Origin of the sequence: Roseomonas sp. AR75, from assembly GCF_005222815.1 — a bacterium.
GTDB lineage: Bacteria > Pseudomonadota > Alphaproteobacteria > Acetobacterales > Acetobacteraceae > Falsiroseomonas.
In genome coordinates this window covers 1-26,826 of the sequence record NZ_STGB01000004.1, presented here as the reverse complement: position 1 = coordinate 26,826, position 26,826 = coordinate 1, and the positions used below count along the sequence as shown (strand labels likewise).

The following is a 26,826-nucleotide window of genomic DNA, read 5'->3' as shown; positions in this document are numbered from 1 at the left end:
GGCGAGCCAGGCGCAGCGCCGGCGATTGAGGGCATGAAGGTGAAACCTTCATGCGCCCGGTGTCAGGCCAGCGCCGCCGCGCCCGCGAAGCGCACCGGCGAGAAGGGCGCGATGTCGAAATCGAGGTCGCGGCGGCCGAGCACCGCGCCCGCCGCCAGCCGCCCGACGAGCGGGCCGAGCGTGTAGCCGGCATCGCCCGGCACCGCCGTGAACAGCCCGGCATGGCCCGGCACCGCGCCCAGCACGCAGCGTCCGTCCACCGTTGTGTTCACACCGGCCCAGGCGCGGATCAGCCTGAGCCGCGCCAGCCGCGGCACGATGTGGCTCGCCAGGCGGAGATTGCCGATCAGGCTGGATGCCTCCACCGTCGGATGCTGCTGCGGGCCGTGCAGCCGCGCCGGCCAGCCGCCGCCGATCACGCATTGCCCGGCCGAGAGCTGCTTCAGCGTGATCATCCGTTCGGCATGCTGCACCAGATGGCCGATCAGCGGCGCCGTCGCCTCCGTGACGTTCATGTGCAGCGGCTCCGCCACGGTCGGCACGACGAGGCCGAGCGGCGCGAGCAGCGCGCCGGTCCCCGCGCCCGCCGCCAGCACGACACGGCCAGCGCGCAGCGGCCCCGTGCCGGCGTGCAGCGTCCATCCGCCGCGCGGATCGGCTTCCAGGCGCTCGATGCGCGTCTCCGGCAGCAGGGCGCCGCCCAGCGCCTGCAGCGCGCGGCGCACCGCCTGGTTGGCCAGCAGCGGGTTGAGCTTACCCTCCTCGGCGCAGAACTCGGCGCCGATCACCGCCTCGCCGAGATAGGGCGCGATGCGCGCGAGCTCCGCGCGGCCGAGCATCTCCACCTGCAGGCCGAGCCGCTTCTCCCGTTCGCATTTGCGCGCGAGGAACTCGTAGGATTCGGGCGTCTCCGCGACCATCAGGCCGCCCGAGGCCTTCCGCTCGAAACCGGTTCCCAGCTCCTGTTCCAGCTCCGCCCAGCGGCGCGCGGCAGCGACATAGAGCGGCAGCGAGGCTTCCAGCCCGGGCACCTGGTCCGGATACAGGCGGATGAAGCGGCTCTGCATCTGCACATGCAGGCTGCCGGCGTTCGCGGTGGTGCCGCCAAGCCGCGCCGCATCGTCCAGCACCAGCACCTCGGTGCCGGCGCGCGCCAGCTCCAGCGCGGTGCACAGGCCGACGATGCCGCCGCCGATCACGGCGACGTCCACCTCGCGCGGCAGGGTCACGGCAAGCGTTCCGGCGTTCCGAGCGCCACGATGTCGGCGATCGCGATCGGCTTCACCGGCGCGCGCGGCGCGAAGAGCGCGAGGTTGTCGAGCGGCCTGCCCTGCGTCGCGGCCAGATGCTCCGCAAGGAGCTGCGCACAATAGCGGCCCTGGCAGCGCCCCATGCCGCAGCGCGTGCGCCGCTTCAGCTCGCCGAGCGCGGGCGCGCCATCGGCCAGCGCCGCCTCGATCTCGCCCCGCGTCACTTCCTCGCAGCGGCACACCACCGTGTCCGGCGTGGCCAGCGACAGGCCGGCGCGCGGCGCGGCGAAGAGATCCCAGAGCGCGGCCTGGAAGCGCCGGTGCCGCGCCAACCTCCCGCGCGCCGCCGATTCCTCCGCCGCCACATCCGGCGCGACCGCGCGGCCGAGCTGGCGCGCCACGGCGAGGGCGGCGAGGATGCCTTCCTCCCGCGCGGCCGGCGCGCCGCCCAGGCCGGCGCAATCGCCCACGGCGTAGAGGCCCGGCACCGTCGTCATCAACGCCGCATCGCGCAGCGGCACGAACTGGCCGCGATCCGCATCGAAGCGGCATTCCGCTCCCAACGCCCGCAGCGTCTCGTGGCTCGGCAGGAAGCCGTAGCCGAGCAGGACCGCATCGGCCTCCTGCGTCGTCTCGCCGCGCGGGCCGCGCAAGGTTGCGCGCAGCGCGCCATCGGGTGCGCGCGCGATGGCCGTCAGCACCGTGCCATGCAGGAGCGGCACGCCGCGCCGGCGCAGCGCCGCCACGTATCGTCCGCCCTTGATGGCGAGGGAGGGGTCAGCCGCCGCCATGGCGAGGGCGGCGCGCGGCCGGGTCGCGGGATGAGCCGCGGCCTCCGCCACCGCCACCACCGCCGCGCCCGCCTCCGCCAGCTCGCAGGCGACCTGAATGTTCAGCGGGCCGTTTCCCGCCACCAGCACGCGCCTTCCCGGCAGCACGCGATGGCTGCGCCACAGCGTCTGCCCCGCGCCGGTCGTCATCACGCCCGGCAGCGTCCATCCCGGCACGACATGCGGGCGTTCATAGGAACCGGCGGCGACGATCATCGCGCGCGGCGCGAGCAGCCGTGTGCGCGCGCCATCGAACAGCGCGATCCGGTCTAGGTCGAAGGCGCCCCACAGCTCCGCGCCGCGCAGGATGCGCGCGCCGGAGGCTTCCGCCGTCGCGGCCAGCGCTGCGCCCTCCGCCTGCTGCGCATCCAGCGCCGCGGCGCCGAGGCCGGGCGCGGGCTGCTTGTAGTACTGCCCGCCGAGCGCGGTGCGCTCCTCCACCACCAGCACGTCCAGGCCGCAACGGCGCGCCGCGATGGCGGCGGAGAGCCCGCCCGCGCCGCCGCCGAGGATCAGCAGGTCGACGACCTCCTGCGCGGGCAGCGGCGCATCATCGGGAACCGGCACCGGGCCAAGGGGCAGGCGGGCGACGCCCGGAAAATCCTGGTGGCGCACCTGCATGCCCGGCAGCGCCTTGGTCACGCAGGCCCGCAGGTTGGGCGTGCCATCCACCTCCACCAGGCAGTCCTGGCAGACGCCCATGCCGCAATGCAGGCCGCGCCCTTCGCCATCCAGCCCACGCCGCGTCGCGCGCAGGTCGCGCACGCCGGCGGCGGTCAGCGCGGCGGCGACGCTCTGGCCGGGATGGAAGGGAATGCCGCGCGGCGCGCCATCGGCATCGTGCCAGGTGAGGGCCGGCTCAGGCATGGGCGAGGGCATGGCGGGCGACATCGGCATGGGTGGCGAACCAGACGCGTCCCTTCGCGACGGCGTGGCGGATGATCTCGTCGAGGATCCAGATCCGGCTGCGGTAGCCGATCACGAAGGGATGCAGGACGAGCTGGAAGACGCTGCCCTCCTCCCATGCCGCATCGAATTCGCGGAGGAAGATGCGCAGCACGTCCTCCGGCGTCGCGTAGGGGCGCGTGGCGGGGTTGCGGTTGAACAGGAAATACACGGCGTCGTCGCGCAGCCACTCCACCGGAATCTCCACCACACCGGTCGGCGCACCATCCAGCAGAAGTTCGTAGGGCTCCTCGTCGGCCATCAGGCTGCTGTCGTAGAGCAGGCCGAGTTCCTTCACGAGCGCGACGGTGTTGCGGCTGGTGTCCCAGTTCGCCGCGCGATGCCCGACCGGATCGCGGCCGGAAAGCGTCGCCAGCGTGTCGCGCGCGCGCAGCATCAACTCGCGCTCCGTGGCTTCGTCCAGCAGCGAGGTGTTCTCGTGGATCCAGCCATGGATGCCGATCTCATGGCCGGAAGCGGCGATGCGCCGCGCCTCGTCAGGCTCGATCAGCGCGGCGACGGCGGGGCAGAAGAAGCTGGCGGGCACGCCGTGCCGCTCCAGCAGCGTGAGGATGCGCGGCACGCCGACGCGGCGGCCGAACTCGCCCCAGGCGAGGCGCCCGATCGCCTCCCCGCCCGCGCCCATCTCGAAGGTCTCGTGGTCGCAATCGAAGGAAAGCGCGACGGCGCAGCGCGCGCCCCCGGGCCAGGATGGCGGCCGCAGCCGCCGCCCCGCGCGCACGCGGCCGACGAGGCCGCGCCATGTCTCCTCGGGCCAGGTCCAGGAGGGCTGGCTCACTCCGCCGCCTGCTGCGCCGCGCCGCCGCGATGCTTGCGCAGATAGGCCCGCCATGTGGTCGCCCAGCGCGCCGGGTCCTCGCAGCCCGCGCCGTCCACCTTGGCGATGGCGGCGTTGTGCGGCGCCGACTTCACCAGCTCGGGGTTCGCATAGGCTTCCTCGCAGACCTTGCGCACCACGGCGACCCAGGTGTCGATGTCCTCCTTCGACCACAGCTCGCCGGCTTCCGGCGTGAAGGGTTCCGGGAACAGCCAGGGCTCATGCGCCAGCCAGGGCGCGTCCACGCCGTAATCGGTCATGCGGTTCGCGACCTCGCCGACGCCGATGCCCGTTTCCTCCTTCAGCGTGCCGAGGGAGTAGCGCGTCATCTCCATGCGCGGCCCGCCGATGTCGGGATGCGACTTCGACACGCCGCGGATCGCGAGCAGGCCCTTCTCCATGTAGTTGTTCGCCAGGACGGAGATGTCGGAGGCCTCGTGGATGCCCTCCGCGCCCATGCCCCGCGCCCAGGCATAGGCGCGCATGACGATGTGCAAATTGCCCATGAACTCCCGCACCTTGCCGACGCTGTTCGCCGGCACGTCGAGCGTGAAGCCGGACGCGGTCTTCTGCACCATCGGCTTCGGCAGGAAGCGCGCCAGCTCCTCCGTGCAGCCATAGGCGCCGGTGGCGGGACCGCCGCCGCCCTTCGGACCGCCGAAGGTCTTGTGCAGCATGAACATGCAGGCGTCGAAGCCGAGGTCGCGCGCGCGGATCTTGCCCATCACGCCGTTGAAGTTGGCGTGGTCGTAGAAGGCGAGCGCGCCCGCCTCCTTCACCAGCCGCACCCATTCCTTCATGTGCGGGTTGTAGATGCCCATGTCGTCGGGGTTGTTGATCATCAGCGCCGCGGTGCGCGGCCCGATCGCCGCCTTCAGCGCCTCGACGGAGGGATAGCCGCCCTCTTCCAGCGGCAGGGTGATCACCTTGAAACCGCCGGCCGCGGCGGTGGCGGGATTGCAGGGATGCGCCTGGATCGAGGTGACGATCTCGTCGCGCTGGCCAAGCTGCCCCGTCGCCTCCAGCCAGCCGCGCGTGACGCAGACATGGGTATAGGCCGCGTCGGCGCCGCCCGCCGCCTGGAAGGTGAAGCGGTCCATGCCGGACAGCGCCTTCAGGATCTGCTCGAAGTTCCAGACGATCTCGAGCAGGCCCTGCAGCGTGGAGGGGTCCTGCAGCGGGTGGATCTCCGCCATTTGCGGCCGCAGCGACAGCGCCTCGCTGAGGCGGGGGTTGTACTTCATGGTGCAGGTGCCGAACAGGCTGATGCCGACCATGCCCAGCACCTGCTGCGACAGGCGCACGTAGTGGCGCAGCGTGTCGTGCTCCGTCATCTCCGGTAGCACCGGCGCCGTCCTGCGGCGCATGGCCTGCGGCAGCAGGTCGGCCGCCGCGCCGACCGCGGATGCACTGTCCGGCGCGGCGAAGGTGATGCCGCGGCGTCCCGGCGCGCCGAGTTCCATCACCACAGGCTCGTTCCAGCGGGCCTGGTGGTATTCGCGGGGCGTCACGTCGCTCATGCCACGATCTCCTTCAGCGCGCCGGCAAGCCGGGCGATGTCCTCCGCGGTGTGCACTTCCGTCACGGCGTAGAGCGCGCTCTGGCCGAGCGCGGGGAAGTCCGCCGACAGGTCACGCCCGCCGAATATTTCTTTCGTCAGCAGCGCCGCGTTCACCGCCGCCACGGTCTTCCCGGTGCCATCGAAGTTGACAACGAACTCCTTGAAGAAGCCGCAGGGGAAGCCGATGCGCAGCCCTTCGATCGCCGCCAGCGACTTCGCCGCATGGTGGCTCCGCTGCACGATCACCTCGCCGATCTCGGCAAAACCCTTCGGGCCGAGCAGCGCCATATAGGCGGCGCAGCCGATCGTGGTCAGGTAGACCGAGTTGCCGGTCCAGTCCTTGCCTTCCTCCCGCATGCCGTAGCTGGACTGGTGCGCGAGCGACAGCGCGAAGCCGTGCTCGCCGGGCTTCTCCGTCGGCGCGATGGAGATGTTGAGCGTCGGGTATTCGCGCGCATAGCGTTCCTCGTCGCGGCTGGCGATGAAGCCGCCCGCGCCGCCGCCTGCCAGCATATGCGCGCCCAGCGTCTGGATCGTGCCCACGACGATGTCCGCCCCATACTCACCCGGCGGCGCCAGCACGCCGAGCGAGATCGGATCGACGCCCACGATGAACTCGGCGCCCTTCGCCCGCGCCAGCTTGCCGATCTCCGCGCTGCGCGCCTCGATCACGCCGAAGCTGCCGGGATTCTCGATGTAGACCGCGGCGGTCTTCTCGCTGAGCTTCGCCTTCAGGTCATCGAGGTCGAGGAAGCCGCTCGCCGCCTCCCAGGCCACCGGCACCACGGCGATGTGGCCCTGGCTGCCTTCCGGCTCGCAATACTGGCGCAGCACATCGAGGCGCTCAGGGTCCACGCCGGCCGGCACCAGCACCTCGCGCCGCCCGTTCAGCCGCGCGGCCATGCGCACCGCATTGCCGAGGGCGCAGCCCCAGGAATAGACGGGCAGGCCGACGAACTCCATGCCGACCAGCTCGCCCAGCATCGAGCAGAACTCGAACCAGGCCTGGTTGCGGCCATGGTCCGACATCGGCGTGCCCCAGACGCTGGTGAGGAATTCCGTGCGCCCCACCACCTCGTCCACGATCGCCGGCACATGATGCTGCCAGATGCCGGAACCGAGGAAGGACAGGGTCTGCTCGCAATCCCGGTTCTTCTTCAGCAGGGACAGCATGTGCCGCTTCAGCGCGACCTCGCTGGACAGCGCCGGCGGCAGGTCGAGCTTGCTGCGGAAGCGATGCTCCGCGGGGATCTGCGCAAAGAGCGATTCGATATCGGGCGCGCCGATGGCGCGCAGCATCGCCGCCTTCGCCTCCGGCGTCGCATTCGCCATCCAGGGATGTCCCATACGCCTCTCCCGTTCGCTGTTCAGTGGGGCGCCGCGACGCGCATGACCATGCGCTGCCCCGGCGCGGTGTGTACCTGCATGTAGCCGGCCAGCATCGCGTCCACATCGGCTTCGCCGGTGTCCACATGCAGCACGGCGGGATCGAGGGTGGCGAGCTTCGCCGCGCCCGTGACCACCTGGATGTTGCCCCGCCCGACGCGGCGGATCACCGCGGCGCTGATCTGCTGGTTGCCACGGCCGAACAGGAACCCCTGGCCGCCCGTGACGGAAGCAAGGATGCCCGCGCCGCCCGGCCCGGCGCGGTCCAGCAGGCGCAGAAGCTGCGCCTCGTTCACATCCGCCGCGATCAGCCGCCCGCCCAGCGCGACGTCCACGCCGAGCAGCGTGCCGTCGAACCCCATGGCGCGCTTGATGCGCCGCGTCGTGGTGCCGCAGCCCAGGATCATCAGCCGGTCGGCAGGCCACTCCCGCAGGATCACGCGCGCCAGCGCATCCAGCGCCGCCTCGTCATCCGGCCGCGCGCCGGCCTTGCTGGCCTGCACCAGGCCACGGACATGCGGGACATGCGCCACGCCGAACAGGCTGGCGCTGACGCGGCCCTCCCGCAGCGCCGCCTCGTCGAGGTCCATCACCTCCGCCTCGCGCAGCCGCACCGCGGCGTCGCCGCCCAGCAGCCTTGCGGCGATCTGCCCGGCGGCGCGCGGGCTGGTGCCGAAGACGGCGGAGTGCATCTTCACCCCTGTCGGCACGCCAAGGACCGGGATGCGCGTGCCGATCACGCCGACGACGTCGCGCGCCGTGCCGTCCCCGCCGGCGAAGAGCAGCAGGTCCACCTCTTCCTCCAGCATCCTGGCGGCGGCGCGGCTTGTGTCGGTGCCATCGCCGAGAAGCGGCGGCAGCCCCGCGAGAAGGCGTGGCCGAAGGCCGGCATCGGTCGCGGCGTCAGCCCCCATCGGCCCGGGCGGCGCCAGCACCTCAATGCGGTCGGCGAGCGGCAGCAGGGATTGCAGGGCGAGCGCGCAGCGCGGCACGGCGGTCGGCACCGCGCCCAGGGCGCGCGCCCGGGCGAGCGCTTCCGGCCCGTCGGTGCCCTTGAGGCCGACGCGCCCGCCAAGCCCCGCGATCGGGTTCACCACTACCCCGAGCCTCTGCCGCCGAGCCTCCCGCCGCATCCGTCCCGACATCGATTGTGCGCCATCCGAACTTCGGATCGCCCTGCGCCCATTCTAGGCGAAAGCCGCGCCTCCGCACCACCCTGGAAAGTCGGAGCCGACGCTGCCGGTTCCGGCCAAGGCCGGCGCATGGCTGTCGCCTTGCCGGCGCTGCCGCACCATTCCAGCATGCCCTCGATGGACATCGCGCTGCACGACCATCCCACCTCCTCCGCGGCGTGGCGCGTCCGCATCGCGCTGGCCCTGAAGGGCGTCGCCTATCGCCGCATGGCGGTCGATCTCCGGCAGCGCATGCAGCACGCGGCCGCCTATCGCGCGGTGAACCCGCAGGGGCGCGTGCCGACGCTGGAGGTGGACGGGATGGCGCTGATGCAGAGCCTCGTCATCATCGACTGGCTGGATCGCCGCTTCCCGCAGCCGCGCCTGATCCCCGAGGCCGATCTGCCGCGCGCCCGCGCGCTGGCGATGGCCAACATCGTCGCCTGCGACATGCATCCGCTGTGCAAGCAGACGGTGGTGGCGGAACTGACCGACCGCTTCGGCGCCGAGCCGGCGGGCCACGCCGCCTGGCAGCATCACTGGCTCGGCGAGGGGCTCGCGGCACTCGAGGCGCTGGCCGATCCGCGCGGCCCCTTCCTGGTCGGCGACGACCCGGGCATCGCCGAGATCTGCCTGGTGCCGCAGCTGTTCAATGCAAGGCTGTGGGGCGCGCCGCTCGATCCCTATCCAAGGCTGCTGCGCGCCGAGGCCGCCTGCGCGGCGCTGCCGGCCTTCCGCGCCGCGCACCCCGATGCGGTGCGCGGCGCGTGAGGCTCAGTCCAGCTTCAGCCCGGCCTGGCGGATGATCTCGCCCCACGCCGCCTTGGTCGCGGCGGTGGTCGCCTGGAACGCGTCCGGCCCGGCCGGCGGCTGGCGGGCGCCGCCATTGGCCATGATGCGCGCGCGCACCTCCGGCATCTCGTAGATGCGGACCATGTCGGCATGGATGCGCGTGACGATCTCGCGCGGCGTGCCCTTCGGCGCGTAGATCCCGGACCAGGTGGTGAAGCGGAAGCCCGGCAGGCCCGCCTCCGCGCCGGTCGGCACCTGCGGCAGGCCGTGATGCCGCTGGTCGTCCGTCACCGCCAGCGCCAGCACGTCGCCCCGGTCGATCAGGACCTTCCCTGCCTGCGCATCCAGCGCCATGAAGGAGATGCGGCCCTGAAGCAGGTCGGGAAAGCCCGCCTGGTTGCCGCGATAGGCGATGGAAACGGCGTCCACGCCGGCAAGCTGCTGGTAGAGCGCCGCGACCATCCGGCCCGGCACGGTGCCGGTGCCGAAATTGTGCCGCCCGGGCTCCGCCTTCAGCCGCTCCGTCAACGCCGCGAGCGTCGGCGTGCCGAGCGCCTTGTTGGCGATCACCACGAAGGGCGAGGCGCTGAACATCGCCACCGCGTCGAAATCGGCGATGGGGTCGTAGGGCAGGCGCGCGACGAGCCACGGATTCGCCGCATGCGTCATCGCGGAGGTGCCGAGCAGCGTCAGCCCGTCCGGCCTTGCACGCGCCACGGCCTGCGCCGCCAGCACGCCATTCGCCCCGCCGCGATTGTCCACCACCACGGGCTGGCCCCAGACGCGCGCGAGCTGGTCGGCATAGATGCGCGTCGTGATGTCCGTCGTCGCGCCCGCCGGCAGCGAGACGATGATGGTCACGCGGTCGCCCGGCCATTCCCCCTGCGCCCGCAGCGACGGTGCCGCAAGCACGGACAGCGCGCCGCCCAGCATGGCCCGCCGCCCGACGGCCAATGGCAGCCGCGACCTGCGGTTCGTGCTCTCCTGCATGCGGACTTCCTCCCTGCGCGTTCTGATCGCGCCGACCAGATCACAGCCCGCGCATGCGCGTCACCGCCGGGATCGCGCGCGATGCCGAATATCACCGGGGTGATGGGCTGCCGGCCGCGGCGCCGCGCTAGGCTGGGCGCGATGCCAGGGGAGGACCGCGTGTTGGAGGATGCCGCCGCCGCGCTCGATGCGGCGATGCCCGCGCTGCAAGGCTGGATCGGCCGCGCGCGCGTGGCGGAGGAGGCGATCGCGCTCGGCGCCGTGCGCCGCATCGCCGCGACCTTCGACCTCGATCCGTGGGACTTCGTCGTGGGCAGCGCCCTGCCCCCGCACTGGTTCAACCTGTTCTTCGCGGACATCGCGCAACAGTCGGCGCTCGGCCCGGATGGCCATCCACGCAAGGGCGAGTTCCTGCCGCCGATCCCGCTGCCGCGCCGCATGGGCGCGGGACGGCGCGTGCGGCTGCATGGCGCGCTGCGCGTGGGCGACGCGGCGACGAAGCGCACGGAGGTCGCCGCCATCCAGCCGAAGGCGGCCCGCACCGGACCGATCTGCGTCCTGACCATGCGCAGCAGCATCGCCGCGCGCGGCGCGGTGCTGGCGGTGGAGGAGTTCGATGCGATCTACCGCGCCGCCGTCGCACCCGGTGCGGCCACCGTCGCCACCGCGCCCACCGCACCGCCGGCCGAACACGCCTGGCAGGAGGCGCGGCCGCTCGATCCGACGCAGGTGTTCCGCTACGGCGCCATCACCTGGAACGCCCACCGCATCCACTACGACGCCGACTATGCGCGCGGGGAGGAGGGCTACCCGGCGGCGGTGATGAATGGCGGGCTCACCATGCACCTGCTGCTCGACGCCGCGCTGCGCCACGCGCGCGGGCGGCTGGTCGGCTACGAGACGCGGCTGATGCGCCCGCTCTTCGTCGGCGACACCGCGCGGTTCTGCGGCAGCGCCATGGCGGAGGGCCGCATGCAGGCCTGGGTGATCGACACGCATGGCGCGCAGGCCGCCGCGATGACGCTGGAGTTCGCGGCATGACGGGCGGACCGCTGGACGGCGTGCGGGTGGTGGATCTCAGCTCCGTCGTGGTCGGGCCGATCTGCACGCGGGTCCTCGCCGACCAGGGCGCCGACGTGATCAAGGTGGAACCGCCGGAAGGCGACCTGCTGCGCAACCTCGCGGTCGGCGCGCGCAGCCCCGGCATGCCCGGCAAGTTCATCCAGTTCAACCGCAACAAGCGCTCCATCTGCCTGGACCTGAAGCAGCCCGCGGCGATGGCCGCGATGCACCGCCTGCTCGACGGCGCCGACATCTTCGTCAGCAACATCCGCCCCGCCGCGCTGGCACGGCTGGGGCTCGACGCGGCGAGCCTGGCGGCGCGCAACCCGCGGCTGATCCATTGCGCCATCCTCGCCTTCGGCACCGGCGGCCGCTACGCGAACCGGCCGGCCTACGACCCGATCATCCAGAGCCTCTCGGGCATCGCCGGCACCTTCGAGCGCGCGACGGGCGAACCGCGCTTCGTGCCGATGGTGATGACCGACCACACCACCGGCCTGATCGCCGCGCAATGCATCGGCTTCGCGCTCTATCGCCGCGAACGCACCGGCCGTGGCGAGGCGATCGAGGTGCCGATGTTCGAGAACATGGCGAGCTTCGTCATGACGGAACATCTCGGCGCCGCCAGCTTCGACCCGCCGGCGGGGCCGAGCGGCGACCTGCGCCAGCTCAGCCCCTTCTACCGGCCATTGCCCACGAAGGACGGTTGGATCACCGTCTCGCCCAACACCGATGCGCAGGCCTTCGCCTTCTTCGACGCGATCGGCCGGCCGGAACTGCGCGACGATCCGCGCTTCAGCAGTGCGCAGGCCCGCACGGCGAATGCCGCCGCCTATTTCGAGGTGCGCGCGCAAGGCCTGGCGCAGCGCGGCACCATGGAATGGCTGGCGATCCTGGAAGCCGCCGACGTGCCGGTGGCGGCCTATAACCGCATCGACGACCTGGCGCAGGACCCGCACCTGCGCGATGTCGGCTTCATCGTGCCGGAGGACCACCCGACGGAAGGCCGCCTGCATCGTACCGCCAACCCGAACCGCTTCGGCGGCGGCGAGCGCGCGGATGCGCTGCCCGCCCCGCGCCTTGGCGCCCAGACGCGCGAGGTGCTGCACGAGGCCGGCTACGACGACGCCGCGATTGCCGCGCTGCTCGACGCCGGCGCGGCGCGCGAGGCATCCTTGCCGCCGGCGTGACGACGGAGGCGGCGCCGCGGGAGGGGGCAGCAGTGCCGGTGGCGGAGGCGGCGGAGCGGCGGATCAAGTCGGCGAAGCGCACGCTGGAAGTCCTGGAGTTCTTCGCCGTCACCCACCGCCCCGCGACGGTGATGGAGGTGGCCCGCGCGCTCGGCTATCCGCAATCCAGCACCTCCGTCCTGCTCGGCGGGCTCACGCGGCTCGGCTATCTCGAATTCGACGCGGCGGCACGCAGCTACCGGCCGACGCTGCGCGTGCTGCTGCTCGGCGCCTGGCAGCAGGAGGCGCTGTTCGGCGACACGCACCTGCTGCGCCTGCTGGAGGAGCTGCGGCGGCGCAGCGGCTTCGCCGTGCTGCTGGGGATGCGGCAGCAGGCGCATGTGCAGTACATCCTCACGCTCCGCTCGCCGCGCGGCATGGTGCCGCAGGAACAGCGCGCGGGCCTGCTGAAGCCGCTCTGCCGCGCGGCGGTCGGCCTGGCGCTGCTGCTCGGCCTGCCGGATGCCGACGTGGCGCGCCTGGCGCGCCGCGCGAATGCCGAGGAGCGCGACCCGTCGCTGCGCGTCTCCATCCCGGCCCTCCTGGACGAACTCGCGGAAGGCCGCGCCCGCGGCTGGGTCGAGAGCTGCGGCCGCGTGGTGCCCGGCGCCAGCGTGATCGCCATGCCGCTCCCCGCCTTGCGCGGGCACCCGCCGCTCGCGGTCGGGCTCGGCGGCCGGCAGGAGGCCGTGCGGCGCGCCCGCGCCGAGATGATCGCCGCCCTGCGTGCCACCTGCGAGGCGCTGGCGCGGCAGCAGCAATGAGCCGCGACGTGGCGTGCCATTGACGCGCAGGCCGTGCATGATCGAGCCTGCGCCACGCAGCCGGAGACGCCACCTTGCCCGATGCATCGCTCCGCCGATCCGCCGAAGCCTGGCTCGCCGAACGGCAGGACGCGCATGTCGCGCGCATCCGTGACTTCGTGCGGGAACCGAGCGTCAGCCCGGAACGGCGCGGCCTGGAAGGCGCTGCCGCCTTCGTGCTGGACGCGCTGCGCGGCTGCGGCTGCGACGAGGCGGCGATCCTCGACCTGAAGGACGGCTTCCCCGGCGTCTGGGGCAAGCTTGATGTCGGCGCGGCGGAGACGCTGCTGATCTACGGCCATTACGACGTGCGCCCCGCCGGGCCCGAACGCTGGACCCGCGACCCCTTCGGCGCCGAGATCGGCACCGCTGGCGACTTCCCGCAGGTCGTCTTCGGTCGCGGCGCGGCGACAAAGGGGCCGCTGCTCGCCTTCCTGAACGCCGTGCAGGCGCTGCACGGGTTGCGCCGCCTGCCGGTCAACCTGGTGTTCCTCATCGAGGGCGCGGAGATCCTCGGCAGCCCGAACTTCCCCGCCCTCGCCGCCGCGCACCAGGCGGATCTCGACCGCTGCACCGCCATCTACGGCCCGCGCGCGACGCAGGATGCGCAGGGCCGGGTGCTGGTCACCCTGGGCTACAAGGGCCTCGCGCTCTTCGAACTGGTCGCGCGCGGCACGGCCTGGGGGCGCGGCCCGCAGGGCGCGGCGCTGCACAGCGCGAGCCAGGCGGCGGTGGACAGCCCGGCCTGGCGCCTGATCGAGGCGCTCGCCTGCCTGGGCGGTACCGCGGGACCGAGAGTGCCCGCGCTGCAACAGGCCCTGGCCGCCCGCAAGCCGATCGCGGCGTGGGAAGAGCCGCTGCTCGGCGCCATCGCCGCCCGCATGGCCAAGGCCGGCCCGGATGCGGTGCTGCCCGGCCTCTCGCCGCAGGCCAAGGTCGCGCGGTTCCGCGATGGCGCCGAAGGCCGCGCGCTGCTGGAGGACTATCTCTACGGACCCTCCTTCAACATCTCCGGCCTTCGCGCCGGCTACACCGGCCCCGGCAGCCGCACCTTCCTGCTGCCCGAGGAAGCGACGGCCACCATCGACATGCGCGTGATCAGCGAGGTCCCGGGCACGCAGCTTCTGCAGATGATCCGCGCGCATCTGGATGCACAGGGCTTCGCCGACATCGCGATCGAGACGGCCTGCGCCTATGACTGGAACCAGACCGCCATCGACGCAGGCCTGGTCCGCGCCACGCTGGAAACGCTGGCGGCGCATGGCTGCGAGGCGACGATCTGGCCGATGCAGCCCTTCGGCGGCCCCTGGGCGCATTACGCCCGCACGCTCGGCATCCCCACCCTGTTCGGCGCCGCGCCCGGCCATGGCGCGCGCGCCACGGCCAGCGACGAGTATTTCGTGCTGCAGGGCACCGAGGCCGTCGCGGGGCTGCTTGGCCTCGAGCTCTACTTCGTGGACCTGCTGCAGGCCGTGGCGGAGACCGGGGCGGCGTAGGGCGCGGTGCGCCGCCACCGCGCCCCTCGCCTTCAGCGCGTGAGCGCGCCCAGCCTGCCCGCCTCCGCCTGCGCGACCAGCGCCGCGGCATCCTCCTCCAGCAGCAGCCGCTCCGCCACCATCTGCGCCGCCGCCGCGCGCACCGCCGCGACATAGGCCGCATCATCCGCATAGCGTTCGGCGATCGACAGCCGCGGATCGCCCGCCGCCAGCCGTGCCTCCCGCGTCGGTGCGAAGGGCAGCACCGTCCCTTGCAGCGGATACAGCACCGCCGGCCCGAAGCCCTCCGCGCGCGGATTCCAGCCCGTGTAGGTCGCGCGCGGCACCGCGATCTGCACCGCGCGGATGCCGGCGATGGCGTTGCCGTCCTTGTCCAGCCGCGGGACGAAGACCGGATAGGTGCCGATCTGCCGGGGCGGCATCACCGTCTGATCGGAGAACGCGGCCGGCGTGTGCAGCGCGCGATAGGGCAGGCCGGGAATGGCAACCGGCATCGCCTGCTCCGCCGGCACCAGCGTGCCATGCGCCCGCATCGGCGCGCGGGAGGCCGGCGGCTCCACGCCTTCCGCGATCCAGGCTTCCATCGCCGCCAGCAGCGCGCGCATCGGCGGGCCGTTATGCGTCGGGTTGGTCGGAAAGGCGGCGGCTTGGATGCGGCGCTGCACGGCGGTCGGCTGCTCGTCATGCGGCGTGCCGGCCAGCATGTAGATGCGCACATCCTGCGGCAGGTCGATGTGATTGCCCGCCACGTCGGTCACCACCAGCGAGGCGCGCGACGCCCACCATTCATGCTCGCTGTCGGTCTGCATCACCTTCGGGCAGGTGTTCGACAGGCGGCAGCGCAGCAGCAGCCCGTCCCGGCGGCCGGAGAGCGGGTCGTCCATCACGGCATAGGTGAAGGGGAAGGCGTCGGCCAGCCAGGACGGGTCCTGCGGATGCCGCGCATTGCGCCCGGTCTGGCCGAAGCGCGCATTCGTCGGCATGCGCCGCGCGCCCGCGACATGCGGCATCAGCCCGTCGAACACGACGCGGCCCGAGAGGTCCTCATTGAAGCCGAGATAGAGGAAGTCGCGCAGGTAGCGCCCGGATTGCGAGATGCCGAAGCCGATCGCGCGATGGATCGTGCTGCGCCCGTTAACCGCCAGCGGATTCTGCGCGCTGCCGTCGCGGCGGAGGAAGGCGACGACGTCGCGCGTCGCGGCGAAACCCATGCCCAGCACGATCGGGTCGCGCGCGGTGTAGGTCACCTCATAGAGCGCTCCGGCGTCGAAGCCCTGCGCCGGCCGCGTCACCTCGATCCGCTCCGCATCCACCGCGCGCACGGCCAGCCCCGGCGGCTGCTGGCGCTCATCCGGCCAGGCCTGGCGCACCGTGATGGACAGGCTCGCGGGATCGGCGATCTCGTAGGGCAGGGTGGCGGTGACCGGGTTGCGCGTGTTGTCGAACACGAATTCGGCGCGCACCGGTCCCGTCACGCCGCGCAGCACCGGCGCCTGCAAGGCAAGCTGCCCGGGGCGGGAGGGGATGTCGGCCTGCCAGCCCACCCACAGCATCGTCATGCCGCGGCCATGCAGGAAGCCCCGGCCCGCATCCGCCGCGGCCGTGGCATTGTTCGATCCCGGCGCGGGCGAATCGTCGAACAGCACCGGCATCAGCTTGCGGCCGCGATTCGGCACGTCCAGCAGCAGGGTGCCGTTGCCGCGCGCGGGATCGGTCGGGCGCAGGATCACCACGTCGGCCACCGCCTCCACCCGCCCCTCGGCGTTGCGCGGCGCACGGTCGATGTCGGCGATCACCGCGTTGCGCGGATCGGCCGGATCCAGCGCGATGGTCGCGCGCGCGGTGATGCGGCGATAGGTTCCCGCCTGCCCGAAGCTGCGGCCTTCGAAGGCGGGCACGTCCTCGGTGATCTCGAAGCGGGTCACCTGGGCGGCGGCGGGCAGCGCGATGGCGCTGGCAAGCAGGGCTGCGGCGAGGCGCATGGGTCGTCTCTCCTCAAGGCAGGCGGGCAAGGGTGTTGGCCGCGGCGGCGGCTTCCATCGCCGCGGCGTCCTCCGCCAGCAGCAGGCGCTCGGCGACCAGCCGCGCCGCGCTCTCGCGCACCGCGGCGACATAGGCCGCCTGGTCCGGCCAGCGCTCCTCGATCGAGGGCCGCGGGTCGTTCGCCGCCATGCGCGCCGCCCGTGTCGCCGCGAAGGGCACCACGCCGCCCTGGTTGGTGCAGAGCGCGCCTTCGCCGAAGCCGGCCTTGCGCGGGTTCCAGCCGGTGTAGGTGGCACGCGCCGCCTCGATCACCGGCAGGCGGATGCCGGCAATCGCCAGCCCGTCATGGTCCACGCGCGGGAACAGGATCGTGTAGCGCCCCGTCACCTCGGGCGGGTTCTTCGCGAGGTCGAGCAGCGGCGCCGGCGTCCAGGAGGTGAAGGCCGGCAGGCCCGGGATCGCCGCATAGGACGCCGCCGGCACCAGCGTGCCATGCGCGACCATCGGCGCGCGGGAAGCGGGCGGCTCCACGCCCTCGCGCACCCAGGCCTCCAGCGCGACCATCAGCGCGCGCATCGGCGCGCCGGCCTGCAACGGATTCGTCGGCGCCTGGCACAGCGCGCCCTGCGTCGCGGTGGCCTGCGCCGTCGCGTAGTGCGGATGGCCCGTCATCATGAAGCCGCGCACTTCCGGCGGCAGATCCAGGTGCCGCCCTGCGGCATCCGTGTAGGTCAGCGACCCGCGGGCGCCGAAGAACTCGAACTCGCTGTCGGTCTGGAAGATCCTGGGGCAGGTCGCGCTGATGCGGCAGGCGCGCAGCAGCCCGTCGCGCGCGCCGGTCAGCGGATCGGTCGAGATCGCATAGGCGAAGGGGAACTGGTCGGCGGGGAACAGCCGGTCGCTGTGGTCGGACGGGTTGCGCCCCGGCTGCGCCCAGCGCGCATTGAGGAAGGTGCGCCGCGCGCCCGGTATGTGCGGCACCAGCGCGTCGAAGACCTGGCGGCCGCGCGTGTCCTCGTTGAAGCCCTGGTATAGGAAGTCGCGCAGGAATCGGCCGGATTGCGACACGCCGAGCGAGGTCGCCATGCGCACCGTGCTGCGCCCGCCCTGCGCCAGTGGATTGGCGTCGGTGCCGTCGCGCCGCAGGAAGGCGGTGACGTCGCGCACCGCGGCGAAGCCCATGCCCAGCACCAGCGGGTCGCGCGCGGTGTAGGTGAGTTCGTAGACCGCGCCGGCATCGAAGCCGGCAGGCCGCGTGATCTCGATGCGGTCGCCGTCCAGCAGCCGGAATGTCAGCCCCGCGGGCCGCTGCCGCGCATCCTCCTGCCGGTTGCGCACCGTCAGCACGATGCTGGCGGGATCGGCGACGGGATAGGTCAGGCGCCCGATGGCGGGGTTCGTCGTGTTGTCGAAGACGAATTCCTCGCGCGAGGGACCGGTGACGCCTTCGATCCGCGGCACCTGCACGCGCAGCCCCTGCCCCGGCGTCCAGTCGCCCTGCCAGCCGATCCAGGCCAGCGTGTAGCCCTGGCGGAAGGTCCATCCGTTGCCGGCATCCTCCGCGCGTTCCAGCCGCGGCGTCTGCGCCGCGCTGGTGTCGTTCAGCAACTGGGTGATGATGCGCCGCCCGCGATTCGGCGGCTCCACCAGCAGCGTGCCGTTGCCGCGCGCGGGATCGGCCGGCCGCAGGATCACCACATCCGCCACCGCCTCCACGCGGCCTTGCGCGTTGCGCGGCGCGCGGTCGATGTCGGCGATCACCGCGTTGCGCGGATCGGCGGGGTCGAGCGCGATGGTCGCCTTGCCGCGGATTTCCACATAGGGGCCGACCGTACCGAAGCTCCGGCCTTCCAGCGCCGGCCGTGGCGGCCCCGCCGGCTCGAAGCGCGTGACCTCGGCCGCGGCCGGCTGCGCGAGGGCGATGGCCCCCGCCAGGATGGCTGTGCGTCGCATGGATGTTCCCTCCGCCAGGGAGGCTTGCGCGAATCCCGGCGCGGTTCAATCGGAGGGTGCGGCGCGCCGGCGCGATTCCCGTGTTGGATCGCGCGGGTTTGCGGAATGCAACGGCGCCCTGGAAGCGCTCGCCGGGGCGCGCGGGATCGTCTATCCCGCCTGCGTCACGTGACCGAGACCCTCCGCCCCAATCCGCGCCCGCGCACACCGTCCCGCCTGCTGGCGCGACGCCGCGCGACGACGCGCCGGGAGCCTTCGCTGCCGCCCACGCGCCTGCCGCCCGCCCCGCCGCTGGCGGCGCAGCGCTGGCCGGTGGACCGCCGCGGGGGCAGCCGCCCCTGGGTGCCGGTCTCCATCGCGGCGCATCTCGCGATCCTGCTCGCCGCTCTGTGGTGGGCCGGGCGGCATCCGCCGGCGCCGGAGGATCTGCCGCCCCCCTCCTTCGATATCGTCTTCGAGGGCGGGCAGCCCGAACGCGCCCTGGCCGAGCCGCCGGAGGGGCTGGAGGTCGCGCCGGCCCCGCCGCAGCCGTCCCTGCCGGAGGCCACCAGCTCGCCGGCGCCGCCCCCCGCGCCGCCCGTGCCCAGCCTGGTGCCGCAGCCGCCGCAGGCCAGCGCCCCGCCCCTGCCGCCGGCGTCCGAGGCGCTGCCACCGCCGCCGCCCGCGCCGGATGCGCCGCCGCCGCAGCCCACCCCGCCGCCGCTCGCCTCCACCGCGCCGCCCCTGGCTGTGCCGCGCCCCGCGCCGGTCCCGCCCGTGCCCGCACCGCCGCCCGCCGCGCCGGCGCTTGCGCCCCGCCCGCCGGCCGTCGCCGCGCCGGATGCGCCGCAGCCGACGCCGGACACGCCGCGTCTCGCCGCCCCGCCTCCCCGGCCGGAGCCGCCGCCCGACGCCCCGGCCGCACCGCGCCCGCCGCTGCCCGAACTCGCCGCACCCTCCCCGCCCGCCGCGCCGCGGCCGAGCGAGGAGCCGCCGCCCGAACTCCTGCCGGAGCCGCCGCCACCGGCCCCGCCACCGCCCATCGCCGCGCTGCCCGTGCCGCCGCCCCCAGCGCCCGCCCCGGAACCCCCGCGCGAGCCGCCGCGTCGCCAGGCCGCGCCCGCGCGTCCGCCGCAGCCGGTGCCCAGCCCGCGCCAGCAGGAGGCGGCGCCCGCCTTCCCGCCCGGCACCGTCTTCCTGCCCGGCGGCGTGCAGCTCGGCGGCAGGCCGTCCCGCCCGGCCGCGCCCTCCCCCTCCTCGCCGCTGCCTTCCGGGCGGCCGCAATCGCAGGGCATGGACCTGCGCGTCGATCCGCGCCTGTCGGAGGGCCGCGCCGCGGCGGACCCCAATGTCCGGGTCTCCGGCGCCAATGTCGGCGCGGATTGGCGCGCGGCGTTCCGGCGCTGGCTGGACCAGAACATCCAGTACCCCCGCCGCGCCATCGAGAACCGGGAGATGGGCACCGTCCGCGTGCAGATCATCGCGGGACCGGACGGGCGGGTGCGGGAAGTGCGGCTGGTCGGGCCCTCGGCCTCGCCCTCGCTGAACACCGGGACGACCTTCCCCTTCTCCGGCGCGCAGCTTCCGGCCTTCCCGCCGCCGGCGGAGCCGAGTGTCACCATCGACCTGACGGTGAACTACATCCTGATCATGCGGCGCTGACCGTCGCCGGGGGGACCGGCAGGGTTGTTCTATCGTATACATCACGGTATCGTGAGCGACGCTCTTCCCGCCCGTGGTATCGCGATGCTGCCTCCCGCCAACGACCGATTGCCCCGCCTGCGCCGCCCCGCCGACTTCGCCGGCGAGCGCGCCGGCGCCGCGCCCTGGTGCGGACCGACGGTGCTCGCCACCGCCGCCGGGCTTTCCTATGCCAGCGCCTGCGCCCTGCTGAGCCGCGTCGCGCCGCAGCGCTACCCGGCGGGCCAGGAGATCGTCACCGCCTGGTGGCGCGACCTGATCGGCGCGCTGGATGCGCTCGGCCTCGCCGCGGAGCCGCGCGCCGTCGAAGGGAATCCCACGCTCTGCCAGGCGGTGCGGCAGGGCTTGCCGGAGGGCTGGTGGCTCGCCCGCGTCACCGACCATTTCTGCCTGCTGGACGTGGCGCGCTGCGGCGCGGCGCGGGTCTTCGACAACCGCCTGCACGCCGCCCCGCTCTCTGCCCGCGCGCATGGCCGGCGCAGGGTGACGCATCTGGCGCGCGTGCCCGCGCCGCCCGGCGCGGGATAGCCGCCGCGCTGCTTGCAGCCGCCGCGGCACGAGGCTATATGAGCGCAGAGATCGCTTTCCGAGCTTGACGGAAGGTGGCCCGAAAGGGCCACCTTTTTTGTTGGCTGGTACTGCGAGACAGAGCGCATGACCGAACGCGACACCGCCCAGACCCTGCCGACCGACGACGACCTCCCTCACCTCGAAGGGCTGGAGGCCCGCATCGCCGCCACCATCCTGCCCAGCCTGCGCCAGCTCGGCTACGAGCTCGTGCGCGTGCAGGTCAGCGGCAAGGAACGGCCGGTCGTGCAGATCATGGCCGACCGCGCCGACGAGGCCCCGTTCCGCGTCGAGGATTGCGAGGCGATCAGCCACGTGATCGGCGCGGTGCTGGACGTCGAGGATCCGATCCGCGGCGAGTGGACGCTGGAGGTTTCCTCCCCCGGCATCGACCGCCCGCTGACCCGCGCCAAGGACTGGAACCGCTACGCCGGGCATGAGGCGCGCGTGGAACTCGTCGTGCCGCAGAACGGCCGCAAGCGTTTCCGGGGCATCGCCCTTGGCGCCGACGCCGAGACCGCCACGCTCCGGCTGGAAGACGGCACGGAGGAGAAGTTCCCGCGCGGCAACATCCGCAAGGCGCAGCTCGTGCTCACCGATGAACTGATCGCGGCGACCGCCGCCCCCAGCGGATCGCTCGGCGCCGAGGGCGCGGAGCGTGAATCCGATGGGCCAACAAGACCCAGGGAACACTGACATGGCCCTCGACGTCGCCATCGCACGCCCGGAGCTGCTGCAGGTCGCCGACGCCGTCGCGCGCGAGAAGATGATCGAGCGCGAGGAAGTGCTCGAGGCGATGGAGCAGGCCATCCAGAAGGCCGGCCGCGCGAAATACGGCCACGAGAAGGACATCCGCGCCGTCATCGACCGCAAGTCCGGCGAGGTGAAGCTCTCGCGCTGGACCGAGGTGGTGGAACAGGAGCCGGTGGAGAACGAGGCCACCCAGATCCCCGTCCGCATCGCGCAGAAGATCAAGCCGGGCATCGGCATCGGTGAGTTCATCGTGGACCCGCTGCCGCCGATCGATTTCGGCCGCATCGCAGCCCAGACCGCCAAGCAGGTGATCGTGCAGCGCGTGCGCGAGGTGGAGCGCAGCAAGCAGTTCCACGAATACAAGGATCGCGTCGGCGAGATCATCAACGGCATCGTCAAGCGCACCGAGTACGGCAACCTGATGGTGGATCTCGGCCGCGCCGAGGCGCTGCTGCGCCGCGACGAGACCATCCCGCGCGAGGCCTTCAAGAACGGCGACCGCGTCCGCGCCTACATCTACGACGTGCGCGAGGAGCCGCGCGGCCCGCAGATCTTCCTCTCCCGCACGCATCCCGGCTTCCTGGCCAAGCTCTTCGCGCAGGAAGTGCCGGAGATCTACGACGGCATCATCGAGATCAAGGCGGTGGCGCGCGATCCCGGCAGCCGCGCCAAGATGGCGGTGATCAGCCGCGACAGCAGCATCGACCCGGTCGGCGCCTGCGTCGGCATGCGCGGTTCCCGCGTGCAGGCCGTGGTGCAGGAGCTGCAGGGCGAGAAGATCGACATCATCAACTGGTCGCCCGACAGCGCCACCTTCATCGTCAACGGCCTCGCCCCGGCCGAGGTCACCAAGGTGGTGCTCGACGAGGATGGCCGCCGCTGCGAGGTGGTGGTGCCCGACGACCAGCTCTCGCTGGCCATCGGCCGCCGCGGCCAGAATGTGCGCCTTGCATCGCAGCTCACGCGCTACGATATCGACATCCTCACGGAGGCCGAAGAGAGCGAGCGCCGGCAGGAGGATTTCCGCAAGCGCAGCGGCCTCTTCGTCGAGGGCCTGGACGTGGACGACGTCATCGCCGGCCTGCTGGTGACCGAGGGCTTCGGCTCGATCGAGGAGATCGTGGCCGTGGACGACGAGGAGCTCGCCGGCATCGAGGGCTTCGACGAGAACATCGCCGCCGAGCTCAAGCGCCGCGCCAGCGCCTTCATCGAGAAGCGCGACGGCGAGCTCGACGAGAAGCGCCGCGAGATGGGCGTGGAGGACGTGCTGGCCGAGGTCGGCGGCTTCTCGCCGCAGATGATGGTCCAGCTCGGCGAGAAGGGCGTGAAATCGCTCGAGGACCTGGCGGACCTCGCCGGCGACGAGCTGGTCGAGATCCTCGGCACCGAGGCGGTGGACGAGGAAAGCGCCAACGCCATCATCATGGCCGCGCGCCAGTCGGCGGGCTGGTTCGGCGACGAGCCGGTCGTCGAGGATGCCGAGACGGAGGCCGAGACCGAGACCGAGGCAGGCGCCGAGGCGGGCGAAGGGGAGACGGACAACGAGCGCGCCGGCTGAACTGCTCCCCGAGGCGGAGGAGGATGAGCCGGAACGCGGGCCGTTCCGGCGCTGCCTCGTCACGCGCGAAAGCCAGCCGAAGGCGGCGATGATCCGCTTCGTGCTCGGCCCGGACCGCACGGTGATCGCCGATCTGGCGGAAAAACTGCCGGGGCGGGGAATGTGGTTGAGCGCGAGGGCCGATGTGTTAGAACAGGCCGCGCGCCGCGGGGCCTTTGCGAAGGCTGCCCGCGGCGAGGTGCATGTGCCCCCCGACCTTCGCGCGACGATCGAGGATGGCCTGCGGGGGCGCATCCGGGACCTTGTCGGCTTCGCGCGGCGCGCGGGGCAGGCGGTCAGCGGGTGGCAGGCGGCCAGGGAATGGCTGCAGGCCGGCCGCGCCGGTCTGCTGGTGCAGGCGGCGGATGGCAGCCCGGCCGAGAAGGCCCGGCTGGTCGGCCACCGCACGGTGCCCGTTGTGGGGCCGCTCGACGCGGCCGCGCTGGGGGTGCTCTTCGGCCGCGACCGGGCCGTCCATGTCGCCGTCGCCCCCGGGCGGCTGGCGGAAAGGATCGCGGCCGAGGCCGCGAGGCTGGAGGGGGTCACCCTCCGCTCGGGCACCGCGCCCTCGCGCGGTTCCCGCAAGCCGGGCGGGGATCCGGCGGAGGATCGCGCCCGACCGGACGCGAGAGACGACGGTCGCGATGGCGCGGCCGGCGCAACGGGTTGATTGGAAGAGATCGGGTTCGGATCGGCGGATGAGCGACCAGAACGACCAGGATGCAGGCAAGGGCCGGCTCTCGCTCCGGCCGGGCGGACGCCTCGACCTGGGCAAGACAGTGGATGCGGGTAGCGTGCGTCAGTCCTTCAGTCACGGCCGCAGCAAGGTCGTGCAGGTGGAGGTGCTGAAGAAGCGCGCGACACCCGGCGCGCCGGCCGCCAAGCCCGGCGCACCCGCGCCGGCTGCGAAGCCGGCCGCGCCCGGGGCGAAGCCCGGCGGCGCGCCTGCCCAGCAAGGCAAGGGAGCCACGGCGGGACGCCCGCTGACCCAGGCCGAGATCGCCACGCGCCAGCGCGTGCTCGACGAGCAGCGCAAGGCCCAGGCCCAGCGCGAGCGCGAGGAGCGCGAGCGCCAGGCGCTGATGGTGCGCTCCGCCGCCGAGGAAGCCGCGCGCCGCGCGGAGGAGGAGGATCGCCGCCGCGCCGAGCAGGCCGAGGAGGAGGCGCGTGCCGCCGCCGAGGCGCGTCGCGCCGCGGCCGAAGCGCGTTCCGCTCCCCCGCCCGCCGCACCCCAGGCCGACGCGCCGGAAGCGCCCCGTGCCGCCGAGCCGCCGCCGGCGCCGGTGGCGCAGCCCGCCGCCGAGGCCCCGCCGCGCCCGGCGCCGCAGGCCCCGCCGCCGCGCCCGGCCGCCCCACCCGCCCGAGGCGACTATCCGCCGCGCGGCGACTACCAGCAGCGCGGCGACTACGCGCCGCGGCGTGATGCCGGCGCGCCCGGCGGCGCGCCGCGCGGCGATTACGCGCCGCGTCGCGACGGCCCCGGCGGTGCCCCGCGCAGCGATTACGGCCCGCGCCGCGACGGCCCGGCCGGCGCCCCCCGCCGCGACGGCCCGGGTGGCGCGCCGCGCTATGGCGATGGTCCGCGCCCGGCCGGTGGCGGTGGCGGCTATGGCCGTCCCGCCGGCGGCCCCGGCATGGGCCCGCGCCCGGCCGGCCCCGGCGGGGGTGCGCCGCTGCGCAGCGGCCGCCCCGGCCCGGTGCCGACCGGCTTCAGCGGTCCACGTCGCCCCGGCGGCCCCGGCGCGCCGATGGCGCCGCCCTCGGCCGACACGCCGTCCAAGCTCACCCTTCGCCCGCGCACCGGACGTGACGATGATCGTCGCCTCGGTCCCGACGCGAAGAAGGGCGGCACGCCGGTTCCGGCCAAGAAGAACACGCTCACCGGCCCTGGCCGCCGCGAAGGCCGTATCGATATCGGCGCCGCGATCGAGGGCGAGGACGAGCGCACGCGCTCCATCGCCTCCATCCGCCGTGCCCGTGAGCGTGAGCGGCGGCAGCAGGAACTCGCCCGCCTGCGCTCCGGCGCTGAGCGCGTGGTCCGCGACGTGGTGGTGCCGGAAAGCATCACCGTGCAGGAACTCGCCAACCGCATGGCCGCCCGTGGCGGCGAGGTGGTGAAGGCGCTGTTCCGCATGGGCGTGATGGCGACCCTGACCCAGTCCATCGACGCCGACACGGCGGAACTCGTCGTGCAGGAATTCGGCCACCGCGTCCGCCGCGTGGCGGAAGGCGACGTCGAGATGGGCCTGGAAGGGGTGGAGGACACCGAGGAGGAGCTGCTGTCGCGGCCCCCCGTGGTGACCATCATGGGCCATGTCGACCACGGCAAGACCAGCCTGCTCGATGCGCTGCGCAAGGCCGATGTCGCCGCCCACGAGGCCGGCGGCATCACTCAGCACATCGGCGCCTACCAGGTGGCGATGCCGGACGGCAACCGCGTGACCTTCATCGACACGCCCGGCCACGCCGCCTTCACCGCCATGCGCGCCCGCGGCGCCAGCGTGACCGACATGGTCGTGCTGGTCGTCGCCGCCGATGACGGCGTGATGCCGCAGACGATCGAGGCGATCAGCCACGCCAAGGCGGCCAACGTCCCGCTGATCGTGGCGATCAACAAGATCGACAAGCAGGGCGTGAAGCCCGACCGCGTGCGGCAGGAACTGCTGCAGCACGAGATCGTGGTCGAGAGCCTGGGCGGCGAGACGCAGGAGATCGAGGTCTCGGCCACGCAGAAGATCAACCTCGACAAGCTGCTCGAGGCGATCACGCTGCAGGCGGAGATCCTGGACCTGCGCGCCAACCCCGAGCGCCAGGGCGAGGGCACGGTGATCGAGTCCAAGCTCGATCGCGGCCGCGGCCCGGTGGCGACGGTGCTGGTCCAGCGCGGCACGCTGCGCCAGGGCGACATCGTCGTGGCCGGCGCCGAATGGGGCCGCATCCGCGCCATGCTCGACGACAAGGGCCGGCAACTGAAGGAAGCCGACCCCTCCACCCCGGTGGAGATCCTCGGCCTGTCGGGCGTGCCCGGCGCCGGCGAGACCTTCGTGGTCGTCGACGACGAGGCCCGCGCCCGCGAGATCAGCGAATTCCGCCAGCGCAAGCTGCGGGAGAAGCAGGTCGCCGCCAGCGCGGCGCTGCGCGGCAACCTGACCGACATGCTCGCCCGCATCCAGGCCGGCGCGCAGAAGGAAGTGGCCGTCGTGGTCAAGGCGGACGTGCAGGGCTCGTCCGAAGCCATCGCCGTCACCCTCGGCAAGATCGGCAATGACGAGGTGAAGGTCCGCGTGCTGCTCAGCGCGGTGGGCCAGATCACCGAATCCGACGTGCAGCTCGCCAAGGCGTCGGATGCCGTGATCGTCGCCTTCAACGTCCGCGCCACCACCCAGGCGCGGGAGCTGGCGCAGCGCGAGGGCGTGGACATCCGCTACTACTCGATCATCTACCAGGTGGCGGACGACATCGAGACGCTGGTGCGCGGCAAGCTGGCGCCGGTGCAGCGCGAGAAGTTCCTGGGCTACGCGCAGATCCTGCAGGTGTTCGAGGTCAAGCGCCTCGGCAACATCGCCGGCTGCCGCGTGACGGAAGGCGTGGTACGCCGCGGCTGCGGCGTGCGCCTGCTGCGCGACGGCGTGGTCATCCACCAGGGCGAGCTCAGCACGCTGCGCCGCTTCAAGGATGACGTGAAGGAAGTGACCAGCGGCTACGAATGCGGCATGTCCTTCGCGAACTACAACGACATCCGCGTGGACGACCAGATCGAGTGCTACGAGACGGAGACGGTGGCCGCGGAGCTTTAACCCGCGCCACCCGGGACCGACACTCCCTCTCCACCCGCAGGGGGGAGAGGGCCGGGGTGAGGGGGGCGTGCCGGTTGCGGAGCGCGTTCCGCAGCCTGCGCGTCCCCCTCACCCAACCCTCTCCCCCATGAGGGGGATATGG

General features: G+C 73.1%; 19 protein-coding genes and 2 pseudogenes. 12 read left to right on the top strand and 9 right to left on the bottom strand.

Translation table 11 applies throughout. The annotated features are described in order from the left end of the window. Positions 1 to 62: 62 nt before the first annotated feature. From E4T13_RS14020 to E4T13_RS13995, 6 genes are read right to left on the bottom strand one after another with little or no spacing between them, the layout of a single operon-like run. Complete coding sequence (locus E4T13_RS14020) at positions 63 to 1,229, bottom strand: FAD-binding oxidoreductase (RefSeq protein ID WP_170984993.1); 1,167 nt, start codon at positions 1,227 to 1,229, stop codon at positions 63 to 65. Beyond that, entirely contained in the window at positions 1,226 to 2,947 is a 1,722-nt protein-coding gene (locus tag E4T13_RS14015; RefSeq protein ID WP_170984992.1) for an FAD-dependent oxidoreductase, read from the bottom strand. Before E4T13_RS14015 ends, E4T13_RS14020 begins: the two co-directional genes overlap by 4 nt. Next, positions 2,940 to 3,824 (bottom strand): polysaccharide deacetylase, encoded by an 885-nt coding sequence (locus tag E4T13_RS14010; RefSeq protein WP_240791134.1) that lies wholly within the window; start codon positions 3,822 to 3,824, stop codon positions 2,940 to 2,942. The genes E4T13_RS14015 and E4T13_RS14010 overlap by 8 nt, the downstream gene beginning before the upstream one ends. Further along, positions 3,821 to 5,383, bottom strand: a complete 1,563-nt coding sequence (gene gcvPB, locus E4T13_RS14005; protein WP_137178937.1) for an aminomethyl-transferring glycine dehydrogenase subunit GcvPB — start codon at positions 5,381 to 5,383, stop codon at positions 3,821 to 3,823. Before gcvPB ends, E4T13_RS14010 begins: the two co-directional genes overlap by 4 nt. Continuing rightward, the gene (gene gcvPA / locus E4T13_RS14000; RefSeq protein WP_206030180.1) at positions 5,380 to 6,771 is read right to left on the bottom strand and encodes an aminomethyl-transferring glycine dehydrogenase subunit GcvPA; all 1,392 of its coding nucleotides are present in this window, start codon (positions 6,769 to 6,771) and stop codon (positions 5,380 to 5,382) included. The genes gcvPB and gcvPA overlap by 4 nt, the downstream gene beginning before the upstream one ends. 20 nt (positions 6,772 to 6,791) lie before the next feature. After that, positions 6,792 to 7,904: an ATP-NAD kinase family protein gene (locus E4T13_RS13995; RefSeq protein WP_206030179.1), complete on the bottom strand. Its 1,113-nt coding sequence runs from the start codon at positions 7,902 to 7,904 to the stop codon at positions 6,792 to 6,794. A 168-nt stretch (positions 7,905 to 8,072) separates the two neighbouring features. On the opposite strand from E4T13_RS13995, the gene maiA reads away from it, so the two are divergent. Next, positions 8,073 to 8,753 (top strand): maleylacetoacetate isomerase, encoded by a 681-nt coding sequence (maiA, locus tag E4T13_RS13990; RefSeq protein ID WP_240791133.1) that lies wholly within the window; start codon positions 8,073 to 8,075, stop codon positions 8,751 to 8,753. 3 nt (positions 8,754 to 8,756) lie between these two features. On the opposite strand, the gene E4T13_RS13985 is transcribed toward maiA, so the two are convergent. Further along, positions 8,757 to 9,764 carry a tripartite tricarboxylate transporter substrate binding protein gene (locus E4T13_RS13985; RefSeq protein WP_137178935.1) on the bottom strand — a complete coding sequence of 336 codons (1,008 nt, stop codon included), beginning with the start codon at positions 9,762 to 9,764 and terminating at the stop codon, positions 8,757 to 8,759. Positions 9,765 to 9,845: 81 nt separating this feature from the next. Here E4T13_RS13985 and E4T13_RS13980 point away from each other — a divergent pair, with 81 nt between their 5' ends. From E4T13_RS13980 to E4T13_RS13965, 4 genes are all read left to right on the top strand, one after another. Continuing rightward, complete coding sequence (locus E4T13_RS13980) at positions 9,846 to 10,805, top strand: MaoC family dehydratase N-terminal domain-containing protein (protein ID WP_240791132.1); 960 nt, start codon at positions 9,846 to 9,848, stop codon at positions 10,803 to 10,805. Next, positions 10,802 to 12,016, top strand: coding sequence for a CaiB/BaiF CoA-transferase family protein (locus tag E4T13_RS13975; protein ID WP_137178934.1), 1,215 nt, complete (start codon positions 10,802 to 10,804; stop codon positions 12,014 to 12,016). Before E4T13_RS13980 ends, E4T13_RS13975 begins: the two co-directional genes overlap by 4 nt. Then, positions 12,013 to 12,819, top strand: a complete 807-nt coding sequence (locus E4T13_RS13970) for an IclR family transcriptional regulator (RefSeq protein ID WP_137178933.1) — start codon at positions 12,013 to 12,015, stop codon at positions 12,817 to 12,819. Before E4T13_RS13975 ends, E4T13_RS13970 begins: the two co-directional genes overlap by 4 nt. 74 nt (positions 12,820 to 12,893) lie before the next feature. Beyond that, on the top strand, positions 12,894 to 14,354 hold the full coding sequence (locus tag E4T13_RS13965; protein ID WP_170984991.1) for a M20/M25/M40 family metallo-hydrolase: 1,461 nt from the start codon (positions 12,894 to 12,896) through the stop codon (positions 14,352 to 14,354). 32 nt (positions 14,355 to 14,386) lie between these two features. Here the strand turns inward: E4T13_RS13965 and E4T13_RS13960 are convergent, their stop codons facing one another. Next, positions 14,387 to 16,336: an alpha/beta hydrolase domain-containing protein gene (locus E4T13_RS13960; protein WP_137178931.1), complete on the bottom strand. Its 1,950-nt coding sequence runs from the start codon at positions 16,334 to 16,336 to the stop codon at positions 14,387 to 14,389. A gap of 13 nt (positions 16,337 to 16,349) precedes the next feature. Continuing rightward, entirely contained in the window at positions 16,350 to 18,290 is a 1,941-nt protein-coding gene (locus E4T13_RS13955; RefSeq protein ID WP_137178930.1) for an alpha/beta hydrolase domain-containing protein, read from the bottom strand. Between the two features lie 168 nt (positions 18,291 to 18,458). On the opposite strand from E4T13_RS13955, the gene E4T13_RS13945 reads away from it, so the two are divergent. The 7 genes and pseudogenes from E4T13_RS13945 to infB form a co-directional block, all read left to right on the top strand. After that, the gene (locus E4T13_RS13945) at positions 18,459 to 19,931 is read left to right on the top strand and encodes a TonB family protein (protein WP_137178929.1); all 1,473 of its coding nucleotides are present in this window, start codon (positions 18,459 to 18,461) and stop codon (positions 19,929 to 19,931) included. A 51-nt stretch (positions 19,932 to 19,982) separates the two neighbouring features. Further along, entirely contained in the window at positions 19,983 to 20,498 is a 516-nt protein-coding gene (locus E4T13_RS13940) for a hypothetical protein (RefSeq protein WP_137178928.1), read from the top strand. Positions 20,499 to 20,624: 126 nt separating this feature from the next. Beyond that, positions 20,625 to 21,233: a ribosome maturation factor RimP gene (gene rimP / locus E4T13_RS13935; RefSeq protein ID WP_137178927.1), complete on the top strand. Its 609-nt coding sequence runs from the start codon at positions 20,625 to 20,627 to the stop codon at positions 21,231 to 21,233. A gap of 1 nt (position 21,234) precedes the next feature. Continuing rightward, entirely contained in the window at positions 21,235 to 22,848 is a 1,614-nt protein-coding gene (gene nusA / locus E4T13_RS13930) for a transcription termination factor NusA (RefSeq protein ID WP_137178926.1), read from the top strand. A gap of 1 nt (position 22,849) precedes the next feature. After that, positions 22,850 to 23,557 (top strand): RNA-binding protein, encoded by a 708-nt coding sequence (locus E4T13_RS13925; protein ID WP_240791205.1) that lies wholly within the window; start codon positions 22,850 to 22,852, stop codon positions 23,555 to 23,557. Beyond that, positions 23,532 to 23,732 (top strand): annotated as a pseudogene (locus tag E4T13_RS31050) (translation initiation factor IF-2 associated domain-containing protein); the annotation flags it as partial. The gene E4T13_RS13925 and the pseudogene E4T13_RS31050, both read left to right, overlap by 26 nt. Before the next feature lie 347 nt (positions 23,733 to 24,079). Then, positions 24,080 to 26,684: pseudogene (gene infB / locus E4T13_RS13920) on the top strand (translation initiation factor IF-2); the annotation flags it as partial. Between the last annotated feature and the right edge of the window lie 142 nt (positions 26,685 to 26,826).